This is a genomic window from Arsenophonus endosymbiont of Apis mellifera (assembly GCF_903968575.1).
GTDB classification, from domain to species: Bacteria; Pseudomonadota; Gammaproteobacteria; order Enterobacterales; family Enterobacteriaceae; genus Arsenophonus; species Arsenophonus apicola.
Map to the genome: position 1 here is coordinate 1 of NZ_CAJCFU010000059.1, position 26763 is coordinate 26763.

22 protein-coding genes and 2 pseudogenes are annotated in these 26763 nt (G+C 40.5%); 21 read left to right on the top strand and 3 right to left on the bottom strand.

Annotated elements, in window-relative coordinates; genetic code table 11:
- Window positions 1-581 (bottom strand): Rha family transcriptional regulator (locus H1X92_RS08760; RefSeq protein ID WP_180559781.1); only part of this gene is annotated, 581 nt, incomplete at its 3' end.
- Between the two features lie 462 nt (window positions 582-1043).
- On the opposite strand from H1X92_RS08760, the pseudogene H1X92_RS08765 reads away from it, so the two are divergent.
- Window positions 1044-1475, top strand: a pseudogene (locus H1X92_RS08765) (SLC13 family permease); the annotation flags it as partial.
- Window positions 1476-1540: 65 nt separating this feature from the next.
- Here the strand turns inward: H1X92_RS08765 and yfbR are convergent.
- Together yfbR and H1X92_RS08775 are read right to left on the bottom strand one after the other, a co-directional pair.
- Window positions 1541-2122, bottom strand: coding sequence for a 5'-deoxynucleotidase (gene yfbR, locus H1X92_RS08770; RefSeq protein ID WP_180559783.1), 582 nt, complete (start codon window positions 2120-2122; stop codon window positions 1541-1543).
- Window positions 2123-2245: 123 nt separating this feature from the next.
- Window positions 2246-3460, bottom strand: coding sequence for a pyridoxal phosphate-dependent aminotransferase (locus H1X92_RS08775; protein WP_180559784.1), 1215 nt, complete (start codon window positions 3458-3460; stop codon window positions 2246-2248).
- A 743-nt stretch (window positions 3461-4203) separates the two neighbouring features.
- On the opposite strand from H1X92_RS08775, the gene H1X92_RS08780 reads away from it, so the two are divergent.
- The 20 genes and pseudogenes from H1X92_RS08780 to menC all read left to right on the top strand — a co-directional run bounded on the left by H1X92_RS08780 (window position 4204) and on the right by menC (window position 26757).
- Window positions 4204-5121 carry a LysR substrate-binding domain-containing protein gene (locus H1X92_RS08780; RefSeq protein WP_180559785.1) on the top strand — a complete coding sequence of 306 codons (918 nt, stop codon included), beginning with the start codon at window positions 4204-4206 and terminating at the stop codon, window positions 5119-5121.
- A gap of 769 nt (window positions 5122-5890) precedes the next feature.
- On the top strand, window positions 5891-6331 hold the full coding sequence (locus tag H1X92_RS08785) for an NADH-quinone oxidoreductase subunit A (RefSeq protein WP_180559786.1): 441 nt from the start codon (window positions 5891-5893) through the stop codon (window positions 6329-6331).
- Between the two features lie 20 nt (window positions 6332-6351).
- A complete protein-coding gene (locus H1X92_RS08790; protein ID WP_180559787.1) occupies window positions 6352-7026 on the top strand; it encodes a NuoB/complex I 20 kDa subunit family protein in 675 nt (224 codons plus the stop codon).
- An 80-nt stretch (window positions 7027-7106) separates the two neighbouring features.
- Entirely contained in the window at window positions 7107-8906 is a 1800-nt protein-coding gene (nuoC, locus tag H1X92_RS08795; protein WP_370520682.1) for an NADH-quinone oxidoreductase subunit C/D, read from the top strand.
- 2 nt (window positions 8907-8908) lie between these two features.
- Complete coding sequence (gene nuoE, locus H1X92_RS08800) at window positions 8909-9457, top strand: NADH-quinone oxidoreductase subunit NuoE (RefSeq protein ID WP_180559788.1); 549 nt, start codon at window positions 8909-8911, stop codon at window positions 9455-9457.
- The gene (nuoF, locus tag H1X92_RS08805) at window positions 9454-10809 is read left to right on the top strand and encodes an NADH-quinone oxidoreductase subunit NuoF (protein WP_180559789.1); all 1356 of its coding nucleotides are present in this window, start codon (window positions 9454-9456) and stop codon (window positions 10807-10809) included. The genes nuoE and nuoF overlap by 4 nt, the downstream gene beginning before the upstream one ends.
- Window positions 10810-10894: 85 nt before the next feature.
- A complete protein-coding gene (nuoG, locus tag H1X92_RS08810; RefSeq protein WP_180559790.1) occupies window positions 10895-13627 on the top strand; it encodes an NADH-quinone oxidoreductase subunit NuoG in 2733 nt (910 codons plus the stop codon).
- The gene (nuoH, locus tag H1X92_RS08815; RefSeq protein WP_180559791.1) at window positions 13627-14601 is read left to right on the top strand and encodes an NADH-quinone oxidoreductase subunit NuoH; all 975 of its coding nucleotides are present in this window, start codon (window positions 13627-13629) and stop codon (window positions 14599-14601) included. The genes nuoG and nuoH overlap by 1 nt, the downstream gene beginning before the upstream one ends.
- Window positions 14602-14618: 17 nt before the next feature.
- Window positions 14619-15161 (top strand): NADH-quinone oxidoreductase subunit NuoI, encoded by a 543-nt coding sequence (gene nuoI / locus H1X92_RS08820; RefSeq protein ID WP_180559792.1) that lies wholly within the window; start codon window positions 14619-14621, stop codon window positions 15159-15161.
- A gap of 12 nt (window positions 15162-15173) precedes the next feature.
- Window positions 15174-15707 (top strand): NADH-quinone oxidoreductase subunit J, encoded by a 534-nt coding sequence (gene nuoJ / locus H1X92_RS08825; RefSeq protein WP_180559793.1) that lies wholly within the window; start codon window positions 15174-15176, stop codon window positions 15705-15707.
- Window positions 15704-16006, top strand: a complete 303-nt coding sequence (gene nuoK, locus H1X92_RS08830) for an NADH-quinone oxidoreductase subunit NuoK (protein ID WP_180559794.1) — start codon at window positions 15704-15706, stop codon at window positions 16004-16006. Before nuoJ ends, nuoK begins: the two co-directional genes overlap by 4 nt.
- Complete coding sequence (gene nuoL, locus H1X92_RS08835) at window positions 16003-17850, top strand: NADH-quinone oxidoreductase subunit L (protein ID WP_180559795.1); 1848 nt, start codon at window positions 16003-16005, stop codon at window positions 17848-17850. Before nuoK ends, nuoL begins: the two co-directional genes overlap by 4 nt.
- Window positions 17851-17869: 19 nt before the next feature.
- Entirely contained in the window at window positions 17870-19390 is a 1521-nt protein-coding gene (gene nuoM / locus H1X92_RS08840) for an NADH-quinone oxidoreductase subunit M (protein ID WP_180559796.1), read from the top strand.
- Window positions 19391-19396: 6 nt separating this feature from the next.
- Entirely contained in the window at window positions 19397-20812 is a 1416-nt protein-coding gene (gene nuoN, locus H1X92_RS08845; RefSeq protein ID WP_180559797.1) for an NADH-quinone oxidoreductase subunit NuoN, read from the top strand.
- 232 nt (window positions 20813-21044) lie between these two features.
- Window positions 21045-21647: a hypothetical protein gene (locus H1X92_RS16320; protein WP_233458148.1), complete on the top strand. Its 603-nt coding sequence runs from the start codon at window positions 21045-21047 to the stop codon at window positions 21645-21647.
- Window positions 21648-21665: 18 nt separating this feature from the next.
- Window positions 21666-22361: pseudogene (locus H1X92_RS16325) on the top strand (isochorismate synthase); the annotation flags it as partial.
- Between the two features lie 116 nt (window positions 22362-22477).
- Entirely contained in the window at window positions 22478-24151 is a 1674-nt protein-coding gene (gene menD / locus H1X92_RS08855) for a 2-succinyl-5-enolpyruvyl-6-hydroxy-3-cyclohexene-1-carboxylic-acid synthase (RefSeq protein WP_180559798.1), read from the top strand.
- Entirely contained in the window at window positions 24148-24942 is a 795-nt protein-coding gene (menH, locus tag H1X92_RS08860; protein WP_180559799.1) for a 2-succinyl-6-hydroxy-2,4-cyclohexadiene-1-carboxylate synthase, read from the top strand. Before menD ends, menH begins: the two co-directional genes overlap by 4 nt.
- On the top strand, window positions 24926-25783 hold the full coding sequence (gene menB / locus H1X92_RS08865) for a 1,4-dihydroxy-2-naphthoyl-CoA synthase (RefSeq protein ID WP_180559800.1): 858 nt from the start codon (window positions 24926-24928) through the stop codon (window positions 25781-25783). The genes menH and menB overlap by 17 nt, the downstream gene beginning before the upstream one ends.
- Window positions 25783-26757 carry an o-succinylbenzoate synthase gene (gene menC, locus H1X92_RS08870; protein WP_180559801.1) on the top strand — a complete coding sequence of 325 codons (975 nt, stop codon included), beginning with the start codon at window positions 25783-25785 and terminating at the stop codon, window positions 26755-26757. Before menB ends, menC begins: the two co-directional genes overlap by 1 nt.
- Window positions 26758-26763 lie beyond the last annotated feature (6 nt).

The window sequence follows — 26763 nt, forward strand, 5'->3', positions numbered from 1 at the left end:
TCTTCCGTTACGTGCCAGATACGCTCACACTCTGTAGCGATAGAAGGGACTAGTAGTACTTCCATTGGATAGGGTGAAGGAATGCCGGTAACTTCTCTCAATGCATACCAGATAGCATTATTCCATGCGTCCCTGAAACGAAAGTTTTGCGTCATCAGTGCAATGATACGGGCGAGATTTTGGGTATCTTTGCTGCTGAACTTTTCGTGAGCTTCGGGTTGGTATTTTGGTGCAGAATGTAGCTCTGCTTCCATGCGGTTGAATGCATTTATGTAATTGACTTTCCATTGTAATGCTTTCTTTCCCGTAAAACCCATTGCTAGTAATACAAAACCATCACGTGTAAGTTCAAACATTGGCATTTTACGTACCGCTCCATCACCACCAATAACGTCCCTGACCACCTCGTTAAAATTAACGAGGTGGTAATTTTTATCGCAGTCAGTAATAACTGACCGTATTTTTTTGAGTACGTTGTCATGTGTTTTTTGAAAGTAATTAGCTATAGCAACAGACGTTGTTACAACCTTACCGTTATGGATTACTACTTCTGGATGGAATAAAGAAAGTTGGTTGTTCATTTTTTGTCCTCTTAGATTGTTGAACCCATTAAGTATGGGTGATCGGGTGCTTCAACACCGCTAAGAGACGGCCCGTAGTTTTTCCGTAAGGTATTGTATGTTCTACACGCCACCCGATCATAAATCTAGGACATAAAAAAGCCGCATGGCTATCGGGTGCGGTATCCGCTCTTAGATGGTATGTTGAGTACCTTGTAAGAACTATAGCGCATGATTTGTTCTTTCGTCAATGGGTATTTCATATTCGTAGTTAAACGAATGATCAAGGTTATTTGGGAATTAAAAAAGAGGGTGAATTTAAACTGAGATTTCAGTCAAAATTAGGTAAAATTGGAACTCACTATGAGCGGTAACTAATTGATTTATAGTGAGTGAAATCGCTTGTTTTTACGTGTAAATGCGTATATTAAGTGAGCTATATATTTATAAGTAACTGATTTTTAGTTATTATTTATTTTTAAACCCACTATTATGTTGATTGTAGGTATGATGCCCTTTGCATTAGCATTACAAAAAACCGGTGGGATCGATTTGATTGTTAATTTACTCATGGATATTGCTGGTAGCATGGGACCAAGGATAATGCTGCTTTGCTTATTTATTGTTTGTGCAGTGACTGGATTATTTATTTCTAATACCGCAACAGCAATATTAATGGCACCGATTGCTATTGCTGTCGCTAATCATATGAATGTTTCGCCGATACCTTTTGCTATGGTGGTCAGTGTTGCTGCTTCTGCCGCGTTTATGACCCCAGTTTCTTCACCGGTTAATACCTTAATTTTGGCGCCTGGTGGCTATAAATTTAGCGATTTTGTTAAATTTGGTGTCCCTTTTACTTTTTTAGTTATGGCTATCACTATTGTTATTGTTCCTGTATTGTTTCCATTTTGACATTATCACCTATAATATGTAACAAATGGTAAGATAATGATACTGTTCATATTTTGTATGTTCTGTTAACTACTAATTTCATCTAAAGATAGACTAAATCCAGGAACAAAAACTTCAATAAAGTATTGCATTTCTTCGCTATAACGTTCAGAAAGCGTTTTTTCCAGTCGCGTTTTAGCTAAATTAAATTCGGTGTTACCCGCAGATAGCTCTTCTAAGCATTTTAAATAGGCACAAAGTGCATCAGCTTGTTTAACGATAGCCCGTTCTTCCTCAGTATGGTATTGATCATCCAAAATCGGCTGAAAATCTTGTTGTAATTCTTTTGGTAGCATAGCGATAAGTTTTTGTTGGGCGAATTTTTCAATTTTTTTATATTCGTTCGCAATTTGCGGGTTATGATATTTTATCGGTGTTGGCAAATCACCAGTGATCACTTCACTGGCGTCATGATACATGGCAAGTAATGCGATACGTTCAGGATTAATTTGACCATTAAATTTCCGATTTTTAATGCAAGCCAGTGCATGAGCGACAAAGGCAACTTGTAAACTATGCTCTGAAATATTTTCTGAACGTACATTGCGCATCAATGGCCAACGATTAATTAATTTCATACGAGAAAGATGGGCAAAAAAATAACTCATAAACTTTCCTCATGCGATTGTTATAGTGCTAAGCATTGTGAATTTATTAGATAAATAAGTAAATAATTAAATAACAAAATAGAACATCCTTAAGTAAATTAAGGATGTTCTATGGTTGGGCAACTATTGGCGATAGTTTAGCAGGAATTGGCTAAATTTATTAATTGCAGCTTCAAGCTGGCCAACATAAGGTAGGGTAACAATTCTGACGTGATCAGGCTCAGGCCAATTAAAAGCAGTTCCCTGCACTAATAAAACTTTTTCCTGTAATAGTAAATCAAGTACCATTTTTTGGTCGTTTGAGATATTGAACTTTTTAATATTAATTTTGGGAAACATATATAAAGCACCTTGCGGTTTAACACATGATACCCCAGGAATTTCATTAATTAGTTCCCAGGCCCGATTACGTTGTTCATATAATCGTCCACCGGGACAGATAAATTCGTTAATACTTTGATAACCGCCAAACGCAGTTTGGATCGCATGTTGCATAGGAACGTTAGCACAAAGCCGCATGGAAGCTAATATTTCTAAGCCTTCTATATAACTTTTGGCATTATCTTTCGGGCCACTTAGCACCATCCATCCCTGACGAAAACCAGCAACCCGATAAGTTTTTGATAAACCATTGAAAGTGATAGTTAATAGATCCGGTGCTAGTGCGGCAATTGAATGGTGCTGTGCATCATCGTAAAGTATTTTATCGTAGATCTCATCGGCAAAAATAATCAGTTGATGCTGACGGGCGATTTCGACAATCTCCATCAATAATGCTTTGCTGTAAACAGAACCAGTAGGATTATTAGGGTTAATGATGACAATGCCCCGTGTGCGCGGCGTAATTTTTTTGCGAATATCATTTAGATCGGGAAACCAGTTTTGTTCTTCATCACATCTATAGTGCACCGCTTTGCCGCCGGAAAGCGATACCGCAGCAGTCCATAACGGATAGTCAGGGGCAGGAACTAACATTTCATCGTTATTATTCAATAAGGCTTGCATTGATTGCACGATAAGTTCAGAAACACCATTACCAATAAAGATATCTTCAATATTAATGTCAAGCATTCCTCTTGCTTGATAGTGTTGCATGATTGCTTTACGAGCGGAGTAAATTCCTTTTGAATCACTGTAACCTTGTGAGTGAGTAAGGTTGCGTAGAACATCAAATAAAATTTCATCTGGCGCTTCGAAACCAAAAGGTGCAGGATTCCCGATATGAAGTTTAAGAACTTTATGGCCTTCTTCTTCAAGACGCTTGGCTTCTTTAAGAACTGGCCCTCTTATGTCGTAACATACGTTATCCAATTTATTGGATTTAGTGATTGTATTCATTTACTCGGTTTAAACCTCAATGTTAATAGTATATGAGGAAATTTTTCTGCATATTTATGTTCACACTCTACTCTTAGTTGGAAAATTTTTGAAGATACCGCTTTATCTTTGGTAGAAAAGATTGACTTGAATAATTAAACAAGGTCAAAAAAACTTTTCATCTAACTTAGTTAGATAAATAAATTCAAAAATATTATATAGGTTAGTCTTATATTTTAAACATGCGCTGATTTTTAGTAAACAAAAAATAAATCAATTAGTGTTAATGGTTTGGTAATGCATTTTTTGTTACAAACCATTGGTGGTTTCATGATAGAAATATTGTTTTTATAACATATAATTAAAGTTAATATGTTATCGCCGTATCTGAGCAAATAAAGTTTTGCTGCTGATTATCAATTTATATTTTTCCAAGCTGCATTATCTTTGACGGTTATTTTGTTGACAATAACGTATTTTTTCCCTGTTTGGAAAATCGTTATTTTGGCATAGATTTGGAATTAAAAATTATTCTAATAAAAACGAGAAGAGGAACATTCTCATTGGCATTTTGTTTATCAATATGTAAAACATGCTTATTATTAAACAATTTAAGTTAATAAAAGTGCATACACAGTAATAAATACTGCATTAATAGAAATAAATTTTAATTTGTAAGGTTTTATCTTTTATTTCTTTAACTATCAATGATTTTAATATCTATTGAATTCGTAAAAACACCAGGAATGATATAAGAGAACAAAATGATAAATTCAAATCGCCCAATTATGAATCTCGATCTTGATTTACTTAGAACTTTTGTTGCAGTTGCCGATCTTAATACATTTGCTGCAGCCGCTGCGGCTGTTTGTCGTACTCAATCAGCTGTTAGCCAACAAATGCAGCGTTTAGAGCAGTTAGTTGGCCGTGAGCTCTTTGAGCGCCATGGCCGTAATAAATTATTAACGGATCATGGTTTGCAGTTATTAGGTTATGCGCGGCAAATATTACGTGCTAATGATGATGCTTCAGCTTCACTAACGTATAATGATGCAAAAGGCGAGTTGCGAGTAGGTGTTTCTGATGACACTACCAATACTCTATTGCCATTTCTGCTTAATCGTATTGCATCAGTATATCCACGTATGGCTGTCGATATTTATATAAAACGCGCTCATCTGATTAAAAATATGTTGGATAATGGTGAAATTGATTTAGCACTCCTACCGACAGAATTGAGTCAATATCCAAGTACTCTTTTACGTTCTGCGCCAATTCTTTGGCATTGTGCACCTGATTTTCAGCATCAATTGAATGAGCCAATTCCGTTGGTTGTAATGGATGAAACCAATCCTTTTCGTGAAATAGCAATAAGTACCTTAAATGCTGCGGGTATCAAATGGCGTATTGCTTATGAAGCCGCTTCGTTATCAGCAGTGCTTGCAGCAGTTAATGCTGAAGTCGGTATCACTGCGCGTCCGTTGGAAATGCAAAATGGCGATCTAAAAATTCTAAGTGAAAGTGATGGTTTACCTCGTTTACCTGAAATTCGTTATTGGTTTTACCGTAATATTGATGAACAAAATGAGGCTATTTTAACTGTATTTGGTGCAATTAAAAATAAGAAAACACCTTATATAGTACAGCCGGTTAGCGAGATAATTAATAAAGAAATATTATAAATCTGAAGGTTAGAAAATTACGCTTTAGTCTAGGTTGTTATTTAAGTTAAATATCGCGAGCGATTCTATTATTCCAGCACTGTTTCTCTATTTTTAAATAGTTATAACAGTGCATTTTTTATTTCCCATAAAAAAGCTTATTTTATTTCGCTGACAATAGCCCAAAATATTAGTACATAAAATATTCTTTATTATTGCAATAAGGAAGGCATTGATTAACAAAAATTATTTAAATATTCTTATCAATAGTACTAAATTTTATTTTGGCAAAAATTTATTCTGCCTTAAAGAGTTTTGATTTTATCTAAAAATTAGGCTTATTTATTGATTTGTGAAAAATGATAGTCGTTAATATAATCATATAAAGTTGATTGTTTTTTGAACAACTGTATTTTTTCAACAGAATTGTGCGCATGATCAAAAAATAGCGGAAGTGATGCTGTTTTAAAACAGGTTTTTCCTGAGATAATGGTGTAGAAAAAACGAAATATCAGTTACACTAGTTACTAGCTGTGAGTATTAGTTGAATGAGCTGTCCCGTTTTAGCTAGCGATGTTTTTAATTTATAGTTTACGGTAAAAGGTACAAACAGAGCATTATTATATAAACAAAATAGTGATGAGAGGGGCAAAGTTGAAGAAAATGGATGTTTGTCTGTCTATTTTGATTTTTTCTTCTCATCTAATTATGGTTAGTGTGGTGTAATATTGCGCTAATTCAAGAGCAAAGCAATGACACCGTTTTTATTTATAATGAGTAAGCAGCGAGTATGTCTACATCTATTGAAGTATTTGCTCATCATTGGGCTTTTGCAATCTATCTTATCGGTGCTCTTGGTCTGTGTTCCTTAATGTTACTTGGTGCCTATTACCTTGGTGGTAGATCCCAAGCCAGAGCAAAGCATATCCCTTATGAATCGGGTATTAATTCTGTTGGTAGTGCCCGTTTGCGTATATCAGCCAAATTTTACTTGGTTGCAATGTTTTTTGTTATTTTCGATGTTGAAGCGTTATTCCTTTATGCGTGGGCAGTCTCAATTAAAGAAAATGGTTGGTTAGGCTTTATTGAGGCAAGTATTTTTATTTTGGTGTTATTGGTGGGCTTATTCTACTTGGTTCGTATTGGGGCACTTAATTGGACGCCAGTGCGTTCACGTCGCCATGTTACAAAACCGAGGGAAGTAATTAAAACCAACAATCGTCACCCCTAGTAAAATTGAGGCATTTAAAGATGGATTATACGCTCACTCGCATTGACTTAAATGGTGAGAATGACCGTTATCCCTTGCAAACACAACAAGTTGTCGGGGATCCATTAGAGCAGCATGTTCATCGTAGTGTTTATATGGGTAAATTAGAGCATGCTTTACATAATATGGTAAATTGGGGCAGAAAAAATTCTCTCTGGCCGTACAATTTTGGCCTTTCCTGTTGTTATGTTGAAATGGTGACCTCTTTCACGGCTGTGCATGATGTTGCTCGGTTTGGTGCTGAGGTACTACGGGCATCACCGCGACAAGCTGATTTTATGGTTGTTGCCGGAACCTGTTTTACTAAGATGGCACCTGTTATTCAACGACTTTATGATCAAATGTTAGCGCCTAAATGGGTGATTTCGATGGGAGCTTGTGCTAACTCGGGGGGTATGTACGATATTTATTCTGTTGTTCAGGGCGTTGATAAATTTCTTCCTGTTGACGTCTATATACCTGGTTGTCCACCACGCCCGGAAGCTTATATGCAAGCTTTATTATTATTACAAGAATCTATTGGTAAAGAACGTCGCCCATTATCATGGGTAGTCGGTGACCAGGGTGTTTATCGCGCGAATATGCAATCTGAAAAAGAGAGTAAACGTGGTGAAAGGATAGCGGTCAAAACGCTACGAACACCCGATGAAATATAAGGCTTTAAAATAAGCTATTCAGCGTAACAGAAGCAATGTGTTGCGGTCGTAATAAACCTGATCAAGCGTTGTGGTGCAGAATGATAACAGATCAGATAACGCAAGAGAGTGTCAGGCCAGTATGGCAAACTTATGATCATTGCGATGATCCCATAATTTTGGCACTGCGTAACCAATTTAGTCCTGATGCTTTCACCATTCAATCAACTCGTACGGGAATGTTGGTCATCTGGATCAAACGTGAACAACTTCTTGCCGTAGTTGAGTTTTTGAAAAAGCAGCCTAAACCTTATGTGATGCTGTTTGACTTACATGGGGTTGATGAGCGGCAAAGAGTATATCGGCAAGGTTTACCTGAAGCTGATTTTTCCGTTTTTTACCATCTCATTTCCATTGAGCGTAACCGCGATATTATGTTGAAAGTGGCGCTTAGTGAGAAAGATCTTAATATTCCATCTCTAGTGTCTTTATTTCCCAATGCTAATTGGTATGAACGTGAAGTATGGGATATGTTTGGCATAACATTCAATGGCCATCCAAATTTGCGCCGGTTATTAATGCCAATGACCTGGCAAGGACACCCGTTATGTAAAGATTATCCGGCCAGAGCCACTGAATTTGATCCTTTTGTTTTAACCAAACAAAAACTTGATTTAGAGATGGAGTCACTGACCTTTAAACCAGAAGAATGGGGGATGACGAGAGGCAATGAACATGAGGATTTTATGTTCTTGAATCTGGGTCCTAATCATCCTTCATCTCATGGCGCTTTTCGGATTGTACTGCAACTAGATGGTGAAGAGATTATCGACTGTGTACCGGATATTGGTTACCACCATCGGGGTGCAGAGAAAATGGGCGAGCGCCAATCCTGGCACAGTTATATTCCTTACACTGACCGCATTGAGTATTTAGGTGGTTGTGTTAATGAAATGCCTTATGTCTTAGCGGTAGAAAAGCTGGCAGGTATTGATGTACCTGATCGCGTTAAGACTATCCGTGTCATGTTGTCAGAGTTATTTCGTATTAACAGCCATTTACTCTATATCAGTACTTTTATTCAGGATGTCGGTGCAATGACACCGGTTTTCTTTGCTTTTACTGATCGGCAAAAAATATATGACATTATTGAAGCGATCACCGGTTTCCGTATGCATCCAGCTTGGTTTCGAATCGGAGGTGTTGCCCATGATTTACCACAAGGTTGGCAGAAACTGTTGCAGGAATTTCTTGATTGGATGCCAAAGCGTCTCGATTCTTATGTAAAGGCTGCATTGCAAAATAGTATTCTTAAAGGGCGTTCAGTGGGTGTAGCCGCTTATACAACTAAAGAAGCATTAGATTGGGGGGTTACAGGCGCTGGATTAAGGGCGACGGGCCTTAATTTCGACATCCGTAAATGGCGACCCTATTCAGGTTATGAAAACTTTGAATTTGAGGTTCCAATCGGCAACAACGGCGATTGTTATGATCGTGTGATGTTAAAAGTAGAAGAGCTACGGCAAAGCCTGCATATTCTTAAGCAATGCTTAAATAATATGCCGACCGGACCATTTAAAGCCGATCATCCACTCACGACTCCGCCACCGAAAGAGCGCACATTACAACATATTGAAACCATGATTAACCATTTTCTACAAGTTTCATGGGGGCCAGTTATGCCTGCAAATGAGGCTTTTCAGATGATTGAAGCAACAAAAGGGATCAATAGTTACTATCTTACCAGTGATGGTAATACGATGAGCTATCGCACACGCGTTCGCACACCAAGTTTTGCTCATTTACAGCAAATTCCTGCGGTGATCAGAGGCAGCCTGGTGTCTGATCTTATTGTCTACCTTGGTAGTATTGATTTTGTCATGTCAGATGTGGATCGTTAATAATGCAAGATGAATTTAATCCAAATCAACAGCAGAAGCGGCTCGATGTCGCTAATAGGATAGAGTCTCACACCAAATATGATTTTGCTTTGACCGAAGAAGAGCAAGAAGCGATTGAGCAAGAAAAACATCACTATGAAGATCCCAGAGCCGCTTCAATTGAAGCATTGAAAATTGTGCAAAATAAGCGCGGTTGGGTGGAAGATGGTGCTATTTATGCAATTGCCAATCTGTTAGGTATTCCTGCTAGTGATGTAGAAGGCGTAGCGACCTTCTACAGTCAAATTTATCGTCAACCTGTTGGTCGCCATATTATCCGTTATTGTGACAGCGTGGTTTGTCATATTACCGGTTATCAAGGTATTGAGAGTGAAATTATCAAGTTATTACAGATTGCGCCCGGACAAACAACCGCCGATGGCCGTTTTACCTTATTACCAACTTGTTGTCTGGGTAACTGTGACAAAGGTCCTACTATGATGATTGATGAGGATACGCATAGTCATGTCAAGCCATCTGATATTCAACGGTTATTGGAGCAGTATCCATGACAACCCAGCGACAAATTACCCGTAATAAGCAGACCCATCCATTAACTTGGCGTTTACGTGAAGATCAGCAGCCCGTCTGGTTAGAGGAATACTTAAGTAAAAATGGTTACCAAGGCGCTAAAAACGCCCTGTCAAGCATGTCGCCAGATCAGGTGGTTAGCTTGGTTAAAGATGCTGGTCTTAAAGGTCGTGGTGGTGCTGGCTTTTCTACCGGTCTTAAATGGAGTTTAATGCCGAAAGATGACAGCATGAATATCCGTTATCTACTTTGCAATGCTGATGAAATGGAGCCAGGAACTTATAAAGATCGTCTTTTAATGGAACAGCTACCGCATTTGTTGATCGAGGGAATGCTAATTGGCGCTTATGCATTGAAAGCATATCGTGGTTATATTTTTTTACGTGGTGAGTATATTGAGGCAGCCAAACATTTACGTAAAGCGATTGAGGAGGCGAAAGCAGCGGGTTTATTAGGTAAAAATATTCTGGCTAGCGGTTTTGATTTTGAGCTTTTTGTGCATACCGGTGCTGGGCGTTATATTTGTGGTGAAGAAACAGCGCTAATTAATTCCCTTGAAGGACGCCGAGCAAATCCGCGTTCAAAACCGCCTTTTCCGGCAACATCCGGTGTTTGGGGTAAACCAACTTGCGTCAATAATGTGGAAACGCTCTGTAATGTGCCGGCGATTATTACACATGGTAAAGAGTGGTATCTGGGCCTTAGCGAAGGTAAAAGCAAAGATGCTGGAACGAAGCTGATGGGATTTTCTGGCCGGGTCAATAATCCCGGCTTGTGGGAATTACCTTTTGGTATCACTGCACGTGAAATCCTAGAAGATTATGCAGGTGGCATGCGTGCAGGTTTAACGCTTAAAGCCTGGCAACCAGGCGGAGCAGGTACCGATTTTCTAACGGAAGCGCATCTTGATTTAGCCATGGATTTCGACACTATTGCTAAAGCTGGCAGCCGTTTAGGTACCGCACTGGCCATGGCGGTTGATCATGAAATTAATATGGTTGCTTTAACCCGCAATCTAGAGCAATTTTTTGCCCGCGAATCGTGTGGTTGGTGTACACCGTGTCGTGATGGCCTACCTTGGAGTGTAAAAATTTTACAGGCGTTAGAGCGTGGTGAGGGGCAACCAGGTGATATTGAAACATTAGAGCAACTTTGTCGTTTTCTTGGGCCAGGTAAAACTTTTTGTGCCCATGCCCCCGGTGCGGTTGAACCTTTGCAGAGTGCTATCAAATATTTTCGTGCTGAATTTGAAGCTGGCATCAGCCAACAAAATTTGGCCAACTTGAGTCCAATTGCAGGTATTCAGCCAAATTTGTTAAAGCAGCGTTGGTGATAACCTACGCTAAGCTAAATAAAAAAGTATTTAAGTCGACTGAATTTTTGATTAACGCCTGCTAACAAGCAGGCCATTAGGAAGCATGCTGACTATGGCTACAATATATGTAGACGGCAAACGATATGATGTTAATGGGGCTGAAAATCTATTACAGGCCTGTCTCTCTCTGGGGCTGGATATCCCTTACTTTTGCTGGCATCCAGCGTTAGGCAGTGTTGGTGCTTGCCGTCAATGTGCAGTTAAGCAATATCAAAATGCAGACGACACCCCTGGTCGTCTAGTAATGTCCTGTATGACACCGGCTTCTGATGGAACCTATATTTCCATTGACGATGATGAAGCCAAGCAGTTTCGTGCAAGTGTTGTTGAGTGGTTGATGACAAACCATCCACATGATTGCCCGGTTTGTGAGGAAGGCGGCAATTGTCATTTACAAGATATGACAGTGATGACTGGTCATACCATGCGTAAATATCGTTTTACCAAACGAACCCATCATAATCAGGATCTAGGCCCATTTATTGGTCACGAAATGAATCGCTGTATTGCTTGCTATCGCTGTGTCCGTTATTACAAAGATTATGCTGATGGCACGGATCTAGGTGTTTATAGCGCACATAATCATGTCTATTTCGGCCGCGTAGAAGACGGTACGTTAGAGAGTGAATTTGCGGGTAATTTAGTTGAGATCTGTCCTACGGGTGTTTTTACTGATAAAACCCATTCTGAACGTTACAATCGCAAGTGGGATATGCAATTTGCACCAGGAATATGTCAACAGTGTAGTATCGGTTGTAACACTAGCCCTGGTGAACGTTATGGTGAATTACGTCGGATTGAAAACCGTTACAACGGTATGATCAATCACTATTTTTTATGTGATCGTGGCCGTTTTGGTTATGGTTATGTTAATCGTAAAGATCGTCCCCGCCAGCCTCAATTAGCTAAAAAAGGAAAACGACACACTATTTCGGCAGTAGAGGCGATGCAAACGGGGGCGAAAATTTTACGCCAAGCAAAAAAGACTATTGGTATTGGGTCGCCACGAGCCAGTATCGAGAGCAATTATGCATTGCGAGCACTGGTTGGCGAAGAAAACTTTTATTCCGGTATTTCCACAGCACAGCAGCGTCGTCTCGAATTAATGGTCAACATTTTGCAAAAGGGTGGCGTCTATACGCCGACATTGCGCGAAATTGAAAATTACGATGCGGTGCTGGTTTTGGGAGAAGATTTAACTCAAACTGGGGCGCGTATTGCATTAGCGGTTCGTCAGGCGGTGAAAGGTAAAGCCAAAGCAATGGCTGCAGCACAAAAAGTGGCAGATTGGCAAATCGCCGCCGTGTTAAATATAGGCCAACATGCTAAATATCCCCTATTTATCACCAGTATAGATGATAGCCGGTTAGATGATGTTGCGGCATTTAGTTATCGGGCACCGGTTGATGACCAAGCTCGCTTTGGTTTTGCTATTGCTCACGCTTTGGACAGTAAAGCGCCAGCCGTCAGTGATTTGCCGGCGGATCTCAAAACGAAAGCAAAATTAGTTGCTGCAGCTTTATTGCAGGCCAAAAAGCCGCTTATTATTAGTGGCAGCAATGCCGGTTGTGATGCACTTATTCAGGCCGCGGCTAATATTGCCTTTGCATTAACAATGAATAATGTGGCAGCAGGAATTACCTATATTGCCGCTGAAGCGAATAGTTTTGGCTTGGCTTTGATGAATGCTAAGCCGTTAGATATGGCAATCGAGCGTATTGCATCCGGTGAGGTTGATACCGCCGTTGTTATGGAAAATGATCTTTATCGCCATAGTGATGTTGACAGCGTTAATAATGCTTTGGGTAAGCTTAATAAATTGATTGTCGCAGATCATCAGCGTACCGCTATTATGGATCATGCCGATCTTATTTTACCCGCCGCCAGTTTTGCTGAAAGCTCTGGAACGTTAATTAATAATGAAGGCCGTGCACAACGTTATTTTCAGGTGTTTGATCCGACTTATTATCAACCTAATATTGCCATCAATGAAAGTTGGCGTTGGTTCCATTCATTGCAGGCAGAGTTTGAAACACGTCAGATAGACTGGTCACAATTAGATCACGTGATCAAAGCCTGTGTAACAGCTATGCCTCAGTTTACTGCGATTGTTGATGCGGCACCTAATGCGACATTTCGTATTCGGGGGCAAAAACTAGCGCGCTCTCCTCAACGTTATAGTGGCCGTACCGCAATATTGGCTGATATTTCAGTTAGTGAACCTGGTCAGCCACGTGATATTGATACGCCATTTGCTTTTTCGATGGAAGGTAATAACAGCCCCATGGCTAAACGCCAACAAATTCCATTTGCTTGGTCGCCAGGCTGGAATTCACCTCAAGCATGGAATAAGTTTCAAGCTGAAGTCGGCGGGCCATTACGTTTTGGTGATCCGGGTATCCGATTATTTAATTCGACCGATAGCCGCCTAGATTATTTTACTGCTATTCCGCTGGCGTGGCAGCGGCAAGATAACCAATGGACGGTTGCCCCTTACTATCATTTATTTGGTAGTGATGAAACCTCACAGCGCGCGGAGGCAATACAACAACGTATGCTAGAGGCTTATATTATGCTCAATATTCAAGATGCTGAAAATCTAGCGGTGAAAGTTGGTGCCATGCTTGAATTCAGTTATGGTGAGCAAGTTTATCGATTGCCAGTTCGTCTCAGCTATCATTTGGCTCCAGGGCAGATTGGCTTACCGCTTGGTATGCCCGGCATTGCGCCAACGATGGCAGGTGTTGCTGTGAAAAATTTACGGAGGGCAACATAATGACGCTGTTTTCTGCCGAAATCACTGCTGCGATTATTGCTGTTATACAAGCAATAGTTATTTTGCTGGTAGTGGTTATCTGTGGCGCTTTAATGAGTTTTGGCGAACGTCGCTTATTGGCACTGTTCCAGAATCGATATGGACCTAATCGGGTAGGGTGGGGTGGTTCATTACAGATTGTGGCTGATATGATAAAAATGCTATTTAAAGAAGATTGGATCCCACAATTTTCAGATAAGCGCATTTTCATGTTGGCACCGGTAATTGCTTTTTGCTCCATGTTATTGGTGTTTGCTATTATTCCAGTTAGCGCAACTTGGTATGTTGCCGATCTTAACATCGGTCTGCTGTTTTTTTTCATGATGGCTGGATTAGCGGTTTATTCAGTACTATTTGCGGGTTGGGCAAGTAATAATAAATACTCTTTATTAGGCGCGATGCGCGCTTCTGCTCAGACCTTAAGTTATGAAGTCTTTTTGGGACTTTCATTAATGGGAGTCGTCGCTCGCGCCGGCTCCTTTAACTTAATGGATATTGTCAATTCACAAGTAGGACTATGGAATATTATTCCACAATTTTTCGGCTTTTTAACCTTTGTCATTGCTGGCGTTGCAGTTTGTCACCGTCATCCATTTGATCAACCTGAATCAGAGCAAGAACTGGCTGATGGCTATCATATTGAATATTCTGGTATGAAATTTGGTCTATTTTTCGTCGGTGAATATATCAGTATTGTCACGGTTTCCGCATTAATTGTGACCTTATTTTTTGGCGGCTGGCTTGGCCCATTTTTACCTGGTTTTATTTGGTTAGCCTTAAAAACCGCCTTCTTCATGGTGATGTTTATTCTGGTTCGCGCCTCGTTACCACGTCCGCGTTATGATCAAGTGATGGCTTTTGGTTGGAAAGTGTGTTTGCCATTGACGTTGATCAATCTGTTAGTAACCGCAGCGGTTATTCTATGCAACGCTTAATAAGGGAGGATTGAGCCATGACATTAAAAGAGTTAGTGGTTGGTTTAGCCACCCAGATACGTAGTATTTGTATGATTGGCCTACATGCTTTTCATAAACGTGAAACCAAAATGTATCCGGAAGAACCGGTTTATTTACCTCCCCGCTATCGTGGGCGAATTGTATTAACCCGTGATCCTGATGGTAAAGAGCGTTGTGTGGCTTGCAATTTATGTGCGGTAGTTTGTCCAGTAGGTTGCATTTCACTACAAAAAGCGGAACAGCCAGATGGCCGTTGGTATCCAGAATTTTTCCAGATTAATTTTTCCCGTTGTATTTTTTGCGGTTTATGTGAAGAGGCTTGTCCGACTACTGCTATCCAGCTAACGCCGGATTTTGAAATGGGCGAATATAAACGCCAAGATTTGGTTTATGAAAAACAGGATTTGTTGATTTCAGGGCCAGGTAAATATCCAGATTATAATTTTTATCACAAAACGGGTATGGCGATTAATGGTAAAGATAAAGGTGAAGCAGATAATGAAGTTAAGCCAATTAATGTCAAAGATTTGTTGCCTTAAGGAGCGATGTTTATGGAGTTTACATTTTATGTCGCCGGATTGGTTGCTATTTTGGCGACGCTAAGGGTAATAACACATACCAATCCAGTTCATGCGCTGTTGTATCTGATCGTTTCCCTGTTAGCTTTATCAATTGTTTTCTTCTCGGTTGGATCCTATTTTGCTGGTGCCTTAGAGATTATCGTTTATGCCGGTGCGATCATGGTGCTGTTTGTGTTTGTTGTCATGATGCTCAATTTAGGTAAATCAGTCGTTGAGCAGGAGCGTGCCTGGCTACAACCCAAAGCATGGCTTGGCCCAGCTATTCTTTCAGCCATTTTACTTGGCGTTATTGTTTATGCCATCGTGGCCATAAAACATAGCCAGATCAAAGGCGAGATGATCAGCGCTATGGCGGTTGGCATAAGTTTATTTGGTCCTTATGTGTTAGCTGTTGAACTGGTTTCTTTATTGTTAATGGCGGGTCTTGTCGTGGCATTTCATATCGGGCGTGAAAAGCGGCTTCATGCTGTTGATAGTCATTCTGAGGTGGAGGAACAAGTATGATCCTTCTGCAACATGGTTTAATTTTAGCGGCGATTTTATTTGTTTTAGGTTTAACTTGTTTGCTGATCCGGCGCAATCTTCTCTTTATGTTAATTGGATTAGAAATAATGATTAATTCAGCTGCATTGGCTTTTGTGGTGGCTGGTAGTTATTGGGGACAAGCTGATGGCCAAGTGATGTATATTCTAACAATTAGTTTGGCTGCCGCAGAAGCAAGTATAGGATTGGCGTTGTTATTGCAACTTCATCGTCATCGCCAGAACCTTAATATTGATGAAGTCAGTGAGATGCGCGGATGAATTTACTCTATTTAACCATTTTGCTGCCACTATTGGGATTTCTACTGCTCGCATTTTCTCGCGGACGTTGGTCAGAAAATTTGTCCGCTACCATCGGGGTTGGTTCGATAGGTTTGGCAGCATTGATAACATTTTGGCTAGCGATTGATTTTTATGCTAATAATGCTGATGGTGGCTATGTTTATCGTCAGACGTTGTGGAATTGGATAGCAGTAGGTAACTTCAACATTCCTATTACACTGGTGCTTGATGGTTTATCATTAACCATGTTAGCGGTTGTGACCGGCGTCGGCTTTTTAATTCATCTATACGCCTCTTGGTATATGCGTGGTGAAGAAGGTTATTCACGCTTTTTTGCTTATACCAATTTGTTTATTGCAAGTATGGTTGTTCTCGTGTTGGCTGACAACATGATGCTAATGTATCTTGGTTGGGAAGGCGTCGGTTTATGCAGTTATTTGCTAATTGGTTTTTATTATACCAATCCAGAAAATGGCAAAGCAGCTATGAAGGCTTTTTTTGTCACACGTATTGGTGATGTATTTTTAGCCATTGGCATGTTTATTCTCTATAACCAATTTGGCACACTGAATTTCCAGCAATTAAGCATATTAGTACCACAGCAAATTAGCGCTGGTTCGCCCCTTATCAATTGGGCAACCTTAATGATCCTTGGCGGTGCTGTTGGTAAATCTGCTCAATTACCTTTGCAGACTTGGTTAGCCGATGCAATGGCCGGTCCAACCCCAGTATCGGCACTTATTCATGCAGCAACCATGGTCACTGCAGGGGTTTATTTAATTGCCCGCACGCATATTTTGTTCTTGATGGCGCCGGAAATATTGCACTTAGTCGCTATTATTGGTGCGGTTACCCTAATATTGGCTGGATTTGCGGCCTTAGTACAAACCGATATCAAACGTGTATTAGCTTATTCGACAATGAGTCAAATAGGTTATATGTTTTTAGCTTTAGGTGTTCAGGCTTGGGATGCGGCTATTTTTCATTTGATGACCCACGCGTTTTTTAAAGCTTTACTCTTTTTATCCGCTGGTTCAGTAATTGTTGCCTGTCACCATGAACAAAATATATTTAAAATGGGTGGCTTACGTAAAACGCTACCCTTTGTTTATGCTTGCTTTTTAATCGGTGGCGGGGCGTTAGCGGCAATACCACTAGTCACTGCAGGTTTTTATAGTAAAGACGATATCTTATGGGGAGCTGCTCGGCAAGGCGAAACTGTTTTATTGTGGGCTGGCATAATTGGTGCATTTATGACCGCTTTCTATACCTTCCGTATGATTTTTATTGTCTTTCATGGCAAAAAACAGGCTAAAGCTCAAGCTGTTGGGGGGATTAGTCATACCCTGCCGTTAGCGGTATTAGCCGTATTATCCACGGTGGTTGGTGCATTGATTGTGCAACCTTTAGCCGGTATATTCCCTATCAGTGAAACAATCAATGAGTCAGGTAAAGTTAGGCTAGAAATAGTTTCAGCGATTGTTGCATTACTCGGACTGGCACTAGCGATATTTCTCTATCTAGGTAAACGTAAGGTTGTTAAATTCATTGCCAAAAGTGCGGCAGGACGTTTTTTTACTGCTTGGTGGTATCAGGCATGGGGGTTTGACCAACTTTATAACCTTATTTTTATAAAACCCTTTAAAGTAATTGCTCAATTATTGGCAAATGATCCTGTCAATTCATTAATGAATATTCCAGCTGTGATGTCACGTTGGGGCAATAGAGGCTTAACTTTTAGCCAGAATGGGCAGATCCGTTGGTATTTGGCTTCTATGGGGTTAGGGGCAGTGTTGATGTTAGCACTGTTACTTCTGGTTTAATTAAGGGACACATTGCGCCATGCTATTACCTTGGCTAATACTTCTTCCCTTCATCGGTGGTGTGCTATGCTGGCAGTCCGAACGATTTAATCAACGGGCGCCACGCTATTTGGCACTGCTTGTGATGGGGTTAACACTACTCCTCTCTGTACTACTTTGGTTACAGGGAAATTATTCGTTGACTAACACTTTGGCATTACCCCAATGGCAGGCGATCTTTTTTATGCCATGGATCACGCCATTAGGTATTAATATTGCCTTGGCCATTGATGGTTTATCATTACTAATGATAGTGCTAACGGCTATCATGGGAATTTTTTCGGTATTGAGTTCGTGGAGTGAAAATCAACCAAACCAAGGTGCTTATCACTTTCATTTAATGTGGATTCTAGCTGGCGTGATGGGAATTTTCCTGGCGGTGGATCTGTTTTTGTTTTTTTTCTTCTGGGAAATGATGCTGATCCCAATGTATTTTCTGATTGCTAATTGGGGGCATAAAGGCTCGGAAGAACGTGCACATGTCAATGCAGCTAGTAAGTTTTTTATTTATACCCAAGCAAGCGGTCTGATTATGTTGGTGGCAATTGTTGCATTAGCATTAATTCATTATCAATCAACGGGTAATTGGTCATTTGCCTATCACGATCTGTTAAATACCAAAATGTCAGCGCTGACGCAGTATTTATTAATGCTGAGTTTTTTTATTGCATTTGCGGTGAAGATGCCTTTGGTACCTTTTCATGGCTGGATGGCAGACACACAAGAACAATCGCCAACAGCTGGCTCCGTTGATATATCTGGTATCATGCTTAAAACGGCAGCTTATGGTTTATTGCGTTTCACATTACCGCTCTTTCCGACCGCATCGATTCAATTTACCCCTATCGCGATGACACTTGGCGTGATCAGCATATTTTATGGTGCATGGTTAGCATTCAAACAGACAGATATCAAACGCCTGGTGGCTTATAGCAGTTTGTCGCATATGGGCTTTGTTACCGTCGCTATTTATGCCGGTTCTATCCTGGCTTACCAAGGAGCAGTGTTACAAATGATTGCTAATGGCTTATCAGGTGCGGCTTTAATAATTATTAGTGGTCAACTTTATGAACGTACTGGAACCCGTGATATGCGCATGATGGGAGGATTATGGAAACGGATCATGTGGCTACCTGCACTATCACTGTTTTTTGCCGTGGCAACGTTGGGCATGCCGGGTACCGGAAATTTTGTTGGTGAATTTATGATCCTATTTGGTACTTTTGGGCAATTTAAATTGGTGACAACAATTATGGTATTCGGTGTGGTATTTGCGTCGATCTATGCACTTTGGATGATGCAACAGGTCTATTATGGCACCACAAAATCAGAAAAAGTACTACCCGCTTTAAATGGTCGCGAGATGTTGGTTTTAGTGACATTAGCATTGTTATTAGTGGTATTAGGTTTTTATCCGCAACCCGTATTAGATACTTCAAAAAATGTGATGGAATCGCTGCACAGTTTGTATTCTATTTCGTTTTCAACCTTAAGGCCATAATTCGTCATGACCATAACTTTTGAACAATTGATCGCATTGTCTCCACTTTTGATCGTTGGGCTATTAGTGGTGATTGTGATGTTATCCATTGCCTGGCGGCGTCATCATTTACTCAATGCCATATTAACAATAGCCGGTTTTATTATTGCTCTTTTGGCCTGCTGCTTAATTGGCGATAAATTACCGCTTGAAGTCACCCCATTAATCTATGTAGATAAATATTCACTCTTTTATAGCGCACTGATTTTGCTTGCTGGTATTGGCACAGCAATTTATGCCTATGGATGGCTTACAAGATACCCGGATAACAAAGAAGAGTTTTATTTATTATTAAGTATTGCGGTAGCTGGTGGGATCTTGTTAGCAATGGCCAACCATTTAGCAACCTTATTCATTGGTATTGAATTAATTTCATTGCCATTATTTGGCTTGGTCGGCTATGCCTTTACCCAGAAGCGTTCATTAGAAGCTAGCATTAAATATATGTTGCTATCCGCCGCCGCCTCTGCATTTTTATTGTTCGGTATGGCATTACTTTATGCTGAATCCGGCAGTTTGCTATTTGCCAAATTAGGTTTAAGCCTAAATGAGCATATTATTCACTATCCAGTCATTATGGTTGGTGTTGGCATGATGTTGGTCGGCATTGGTTTTAAACTCTCTTTTGTACCTTTTCAATTGTGGACACCGGATGTTTATCAAGGTGCGCCTGCACCGGTGGCAACATTTTTAGCAACAGCTAGCAAGATCGCCATTTTCGCAGTTTTAATGCGTTTACTAATGACATCAGCGATAGCAGAAAGTCAGGCATTATTGTTAGTACTTAGCATTATTGCCATGGCTTCTATTCTGTTTGGTAATTTAATGGCCATCTCGCAACAGAGTATTAAGCGGCTGTTAGGTTACTCATCTATTGCCCATATGGGATATTTGCTATTGCCGTTAATTGCGTTACAGACTGATAGTGTTGCCGCACAAATTACCGTCGCAATTTATTTTATGGGGTATTTATTGGCCAGTTTAGGTGCTTTTGGTGTTGTCAGCATTCTCTCAAGCCCCTACTGTGGTGATGATAAAGACGATATTAATGCTTATCGGGGATTATATTGGCGCCAACCGGTGTTGGCGATTATTTTGACCATTATGATGCTGTCGTTAGCGGGCATACCAATTACCCTAGGTTTTATTGGTAAATTTTATCTCATCATTACTGCTATTAATGCCGAATTATGGTGGTTAACGGCAGTCGTGATTATCGGTAGTGCGATGGGGTTATACTATTATTTACGTTTTATGGCTATTTTATATAGCCGTGAGCCGCTAACTAATGGCCAACCGCACAAACAATTAAATGTTAATTTAGCCACTTTATTTGCGTTATTGTGTGCTGTTATTACAATTTTATTGGGAATATGGCCATAACCTTTGTTTGAGATTGCACTTGCTGCTTTGGCGGCATAATTATCAGTATGCGTTAATAGCCCAGCGTTAATATCGCTGGGTTTTTTATGATTGAGATTGTTAATAGCAAAAATTTAATAATAGTTTGCTAAAGCAACAAATAGCAGAATAAATACATGATTAGCCAATTGGTTTAATAAAATGATTTATTGGAGTCAAGAGGATAGTAATAGTGGTTAATATTAGCGAGTTCATGGCAAGTGTTTATCAATTTTTATCTGAACGACAAATCGATGGGACAAGTGGGCAACAATATCAATTTCCTTTACCCGCTGATATTAAATTTCCTGCTTTAGACTGGCTAGCCAGTCAGCAATTTTATCCTCAATTTTATTGGCATCATCGCGATGGTCACGAAGAAGTGGCTTTACTCGGTGAGGTAAAACATTTTACTAATATTGTCGATGCTGAACAATTTTTACAGCAACAACCCGCTACCACAACCATGCGTATCTGGGGATTGAATGCTTGGCAGCCACTGCCTAATAATGAATATTATGCTGGTTTTGTTGGTGTTGAGAGCTATTTATTCATACCGCGGCTCGAGTTTCGTTATGGTCAGGGAAAGTGGATATTAGCTATCAATATTATTGATCAACAAGATCTGCCGCACGCCCTGCAATTTTTATCTGGATTGCAATCAGTTAAACCCATTTCTCCACTTAATAGCAGTATTAAGCGAGTTCAACATCTGCCTGAATACCCACAGTGGCGAGATTTAACCACTCAGGCAATACAACTGATTAATAGTGGGGTTATGGATAAAGTGGTGATTGCCCGCCAAACGGATATTTAATTAACAAAACCATTAAATGCGGCCAGTCTGATGTTGGCAAGTAAAGCGGTTAACCGTCAATGTTACCATTTTATGCTGTCGTTTAACCCTCAACATACCTTTTTATCATCAACGCCAGAGCGTCTTTATTATCGTGAATTTCAACAACTTTATACTGAAGCATTAGCTGGAACGGTAGTCAATTCATCAGATCAGTCAGTCAGGCAAGCCCATTCGGATTGGTTAATGAATGATGATAAAAATCAGCATGAAAATCGACTGGTCGTAGAGGATATTTGTCAAAGATTACAAAATAATTGTGAAAGGATTAGTATTTCCTCACCTGATATTATTTTGTTACGTAAAATTCAGCATTTGCGTCGTCTTATTCATGTCACGCTACGTGATGCTAGTGATAGTGACTGTTTATACCTTTTACAGCCGACAGCGGCGGTTGCGGGTGTGCCAAGAAAAATAGCGAAGCATTTTCTACAGCAAAATGAGCCTATTTGCCGTGGTTGGTATGCAGGTAGTGCCGGCTATCTATCACTAAATCAAAGTGAATTTGTTGTAGCGTTACGTTGTGCACATATAAATGACACTCGTCTTCGACTTTATGCCGGTGCCGGTATCGTTAACGATTCAGATCCATGGCAAGAATGGCTTGAAGTGGAAAATAAGGTTGCAGGTTTACAAACATTACTAAATACGGAAACATTTTGTTGTGAAAGTTGATTTTTACAACAAAAATAATTTTTTAGCGTCATTTTATTGAACTGGAATAAGGAAAATAACGTAATTTCACTTAAAATTGCTATTATTTTATTTCTTATTTCTGCTTTGAGTAAAGTATGTCGCATAGTGTTTTTAACCGTCAATGGGCGCAAGTCATTCTGGAAGCATTAACACGACATGGATTAAGCCATGTTTGCATTGCGCCAGGTTCTCGCTCGACACCATTGACATTAGCCGCCGCGGCAAATAGTAAGTTAATTTGTCATACTCACTATGATGAACGTGGATTAGGCTATTTTGCTCTGGGCTTGGCAAAAGTGGTTAGCAAACCGGTGGCTGTTATTGTCACTTCTGGTACCGCAGTGGCTAACTTATATCCCGCTTTAATTGAAGCCGGCTTAACGGGTGAAAATATCATTTTTTTAACTGCCGATCGGCCAGCAGAATTAATTGATTGTGGTGCTAATCAAGCGATTCGGCAAACTGCTATTTTTGCTGATCATCCAGCACAAACATTAACATTACCCAGTCCCACCCAAGATATCAGTGCGCAATGGTTGATTAGTACCATTGACAATGCAATGAATAATCTTTCCCATGGCGCTGTGCATATCAATTGCCCATTTGCTGAACCTTTATATGGTCAAGCTTCAGCACAAATTGACTGGCAAAATTCATTGGCTAGTTGGTGGCAATCTTCTACACCCTGGTTGAGCGGTGGTGGCTGTCACTCGTTAGCATTGGTAACAAATTGGCATGTTTGGCGACAGAAAAAAGGTCTAGTGATCGCGGGCAGAATGCGACCTGATGAGGGAGCGCAAGTTGCACAATGGGCAGAAATGTTAGGTTGGTCAATAATTAGTGATGTTTTATCACAAACGGGACAACCCTTACCCTGCGCCGATCTTTGGTTATCCATAACAGCAGTGAAAAACATTTTGCAAAATGCCCAATTAGTCGTCCAATTTGGCTCAAGTTTAACCAGTAAACGTTTATTAGAATGGCAAGCACAATGTCAACCTGAAGAATATTGGATTATTGATCCTATTCCTGGTCGGTTAGATCCGGCTAATCATCGTGGTAAGCGATTGGTTAGTTCAGTGTCTAACTGGTTAATTGGCCATCCGGCAATAACTTGTTTACCTTGGGCGAACGAATTGATTGCTATTGTTAATAGCGTTTATAGCGGCGTCAGGAAACAATTGGATCAACAATTTTCAGAAGCCGCCATTGCGCATCAACTGGCACAATTGTTACCGATAAACGGGCAACTTTTTGTTGGTAATAGCTTGATTGTCAGATTGATTGATGCTCTCTGCCAATTACCGGCAAATTATCCAATCTATAGCAATCGTGGAGCTAGTGGCATTGATGGTTTGATTGCTACCCTAGCCGGTGTGCACGCGGCCAATGCGAAGCCTACGCTAGGCATCATCGGCGATATTTCGGCGCTTTATGACTTAAATAGTCTGAATTTATTACGTGCTTGCTTGGCACCCACGGTGTTGATTGTAGTGAATAATAATGGTGGCCAAATCTTCTCTATGCTACCTACCCCTGAAGCGGAAAGAGAACGTTTTTATTGCATGCCTCATCAGTTGCAATTTAAGCATGCGGCTGCCATGTTTGGTCTATCTTACGCGGCCCCGTCAAATTGGCATGAGTTGAAAGATACCATCAATGATTATTGGCAGCACGGTGGTAAGGCGTTGATGATTGAATTGTTAGTAGCAGGTGATGAAGGGGCAAAAACACTCAATCAACTTGTTAATCAGATGATGCAATTATGATGTTATATACTCGACGATACCATGAAAAATGTGCTGGAACATGGTTAGTTTGGTTACATGGTTTACTTGGCGAAGGCGGCGAATGGCTACCTATTATTGAACAATGCAACAATCATCCATCACTGACAATTGATTTACCGGGCCACGGGCGTTCACCATATATTCAACTGACAGATTTTTCTCACTTAAGTCGGTTAATTGAACAGGCAATTCAAGCTAATCAAATTGACAGTTATTATCTAATTGGCTATTCGTTGGGTGGTAGGATTGCTATGTATTACGCTTGTCAGTCTCAACCTACTAAATTGAAAGCATTAATTGTTGAGGGGGCCAATGTTGGTTTAAAACAGCCCACTGAGCGCCTGCTACGTTTAAAGCATGATCAGTCTTGGGCAAAACGCTTTCGATGTGAGCCTATGGATAATGTCTTATCCGATTGGTATCAGCAAGCCGTCTTTCATGACTTATCTGTCGAGCAACGACAACAATTAATAGCTGAGCGCAGGAATAATTGCGGCGAATATGTTGCCCATTTATTGGAAACGACTTCATTAGGTAAACAACCTTTTTTAGTCAATAAATTATTACAGCGAAACTACCCTTTCAGCTACCTCTGCGGTGAGTATGACGAAAAGTTTTGCGCTATCTCACAACAATTCTCGTTACCACTTATTCGGATACCTGAGGCTGGGCATAATGCCCATCGTAGTAATCCTATTGCTTATGCTAAAGCAGTGGAGCGTTTTTTAAATTTTCTGACGGAAGGAATTGAATATGCAGTGTCTGAATAAAGAACAACCTTATGCTGCTGCACAATGGCATGATCATTCGGCCCAAGTTGAAGATATTCTTTATCATAAAACTAAAGATGGGATTGCTAAAATTACTATCAATCGTCCCCATGTGCGTAATGCATTTCGGCCGCAAACCGTCAAAGAGATGATCCAAGCATTATCTGATGCCCGTTACGATAATGCGATAGGTTGTATTATTTTAACCGGCCAGGGAGAAAAAGCCTTTTGTGCCGGCGGTGATCAAAAAATTCGTGGTGATTATGGTGGCTATCGAGATGATAATGGCGTCCATCATTTAAATATTTTAGATTTTCAACGCCAAATTCGAACCTGTCCAAAGCCGATTGTTGCTATGGTTGCCGGTTATGCGATTGGCGGTGGACATGTATTACATATGATGTGTGATTTAACCATTGCTGCTGACAATGCCATATTTGGGCAAACTGGGCCTAAGGTGGGTTCATTTGATGGTGGTTGGGGCGCTTCTTATATGGCGCGTATTGTTGGACAAAAAAAAGCGCGCGAAATTTGGTTCTTATGTCGTCAATATGATGCCCGGTCAGCATTGGATATGGGATTGGTAAATCAGGTTGTACCTTATGCTGAACTTGAGTGTGAAACAGTAGGTTGGTGCAGAGAGATACTAAAAAACAGCCCAATGGCACTACGCTGTTTGAAAGCCGCGCTGAATGCGGATTGCGACGGCCAGGCAGGTTTACAAGAGTTAGCCGGTAATGCCACGATGTTGTTTTACATGACTGAGGAAGGTCAGGAAGGCAGAAATGCTTTTAATGAAAAACGGCAACCGGAATTTTCAACCTTTGAGCGTAATCCATAATGCGTAAGGCGGCAATATATCAATTTAGTTTACCAATGGAAACGGGGATCATATTACGGCAGCAACGATTAAAAACCCGTGATGGCTTTCTTATTCATTTACAAGAAAATGGTTCTCAAGGTTGGGGGGAAATTTCACCTTTACCGCAGTTTAGTGTTGAAACACTAGAAACGGCTCGATTGGCACTGCAAACCCGTTTACGTGATTGGTGTCAGGGGGCAACAATAGAAGAATGCGATATCCCATCAGTGGCTTTTGGACTTAGTTGTGCACAGGCTGAATTAATGGCCGAATTACCAGAAATCACCCATTATCCAAAAGCTCCCCTTTGCACCGGTGATCTGGATGAGCTTATTTTACAATTAAATGCTGCTAACAGTGAAAAAGTGGCTAAGGTTAAGGTTGGGTTTTATGAATCAGTGCGGGATGGGATGGTAGTTAATTTACTACTTGATGCTGTTCCTTGCTTGCGTTTACGCTTGGATGCTAATCGAAGTTGGAATCAATCCCAAGCGGCCGCATTTGCCAAGTATATTAAACCTGCTAATCGCGCTAGAATTGATTTTATTGAAGAGCCTTGTAAAACCATGCTTGACTCGTTGGCTTTTGCTCAACAAACGGGGATCGCCATTGCTTGGGATGAAAGTGTGCGTGAGCCGGGCTTTCAACTTAAAAAGCAGCCGGGCGTTAGCACCATCATTGTTAAACCCACCTTACTAGGTAGCTTAAATCGTTGTAAGCAACTTATTCATGACGCTCAGGCTTTGGGATTAGAGACCGTGATTAGTTCTAGTCTAGAAAGTAGTTTTGGCTTAACCCAATTAGCGCGAATAGCAAACTGGTTAACACCAGAAAGCGTGCCAGGATTAGATACCTTGTCTCTACACCAGGCTCAACTTGTCCGTCAATGGCCTGAAAGTTCGTTACCGCTAATCGGATTAAATGAATTAGCACAAATATGGCAACATGAATGACATTTA

Coding starts and splice junctions, on each gene's coding strand:
- yfbR (WP_180559783.1), bottom strand. CDS start 2,122: ATGAGTTATTTTTTTGCCCATCTTTCTCGTATGAAATTAATTAATCGT.
- H1X92_RS08775 (WP_180559784.1), bottom strand. CDS start 3,460: ATGAATACAATCACTAAATCCAATAAATTGGATAACGTATGTTACGAC.
- H1X92_RS08780 (WP_180559785.1), top strand. CDS start 4,204: ATGATAAATTCAAATCGCCCAATTATGAATCTCGATCTTGATTTACTT.
- H1X92_RS08785 (WP_180559786.1), top strand. CDS start 5,891: ATGTCTACATCTATTGAAGTATTTGCTCATCATTGGGCTTTTGCAATC.
- H1X92_RS08790 (WP_180559787.1), top strand. CDS start 6,352: ATGGATTATACGCTCACTCGCATTGACTTAAATGGTGAGAATGACCGT.
- nuoC (WP_370520682.1), top strand. CDS start 7,107: ATGATAACAGATCAGATAACGCAAGAGAGTGTCAGGCCAGTATGGCAA.
- nuoE (WP_180559788.1), top strand. CDS start 8,909: ATGCAAGATGAATTTAATCCAAATCAACAGCAGAAGCGGCTCGATGTC.
- nuoF (WP_180559789.1), top strand. CDS start 9,454: ATGACAACCCAGCGACAAATTACCCGTAATAAGCAGACCCATCCATTA.
- nuoG (WP_180559790.1), top strand. CDS start 10,895: ATGCTGACTATGGCTACAATATATGTAGACGGCAAACGATATGATGTT.
- nuoH (WP_180559791.1), top strand. CDS start 13,627: ATGACGCTGTTTTCTGCCGAAATCACTGCTGCGATTATTGCTGTTATA.
- nuoI (WP_180559792.1), top strand. CDS start 14,619: ATGACATTAAAAGAGTTAGTGGTTGGTTTAGCCACCCAGATACGTAGT.
- nuoJ (WP_180559793.1), top strand. CDS start 15,174: ATGGAGTTTACATTTTATGTCGCCGGATTGGTTGCTATTTTGGCGACG.
- nuoK (WP_180559794.1), top strand. CDS start 15,704: ATGATCCTTCTGCAACATGGTTTAATTTTAGCGGCGATTTTATTTGTT.
- nuoL (WP_180559795.1), top strand. CDS start 16,003: ATGAATTTACTCTATTTAACCATTTTGCTGCCACTATTGGGATTTCTA.
- nuoM (WP_180559796.1), top strand. CDS start 17,870: ATGCTATTACCTTGGCTAATACTTCTTCCCTTCATCGGTGGTGTGCTA.
- nuoN (WP_180559797.1), top strand. CDS start 19,397: ATGACCATAACTTTTGAACAATTGATCGCATTGTCTCCACTTTTGATC.
- H1X92_RS16320 (WP_233458148.1), top strand. CDS start 21,045: ATGGCAAGTGTTTATCAATTTTTATCTGAACGACAAATCGATGGGACA.
- menD (WP_180559798.1), top strand. CDS start 22,478: ATGTCGCATAGTGTTTTTAACCGTCAATGGGCGCAAGTCATTCTGGAA.
- menH (WP_180559799.1), top strand. CDS start 24,148: ATGATGTTATATACTCGACGATACCATGAAAAATGTGCTGGAACATGG.
- menB (WP_180559800.1), top strand. CDS start 24,926: ATGCAGTGTCTGAATAAAGAACAACCTTATGCTGCTGCACAATGGCAT.
- menC (WP_180559801.1), top strand. CDS start 25,783: ATGCGTAAGGCGGCAATATATCAATTTAGTTTACCAATGGAAACGGGG.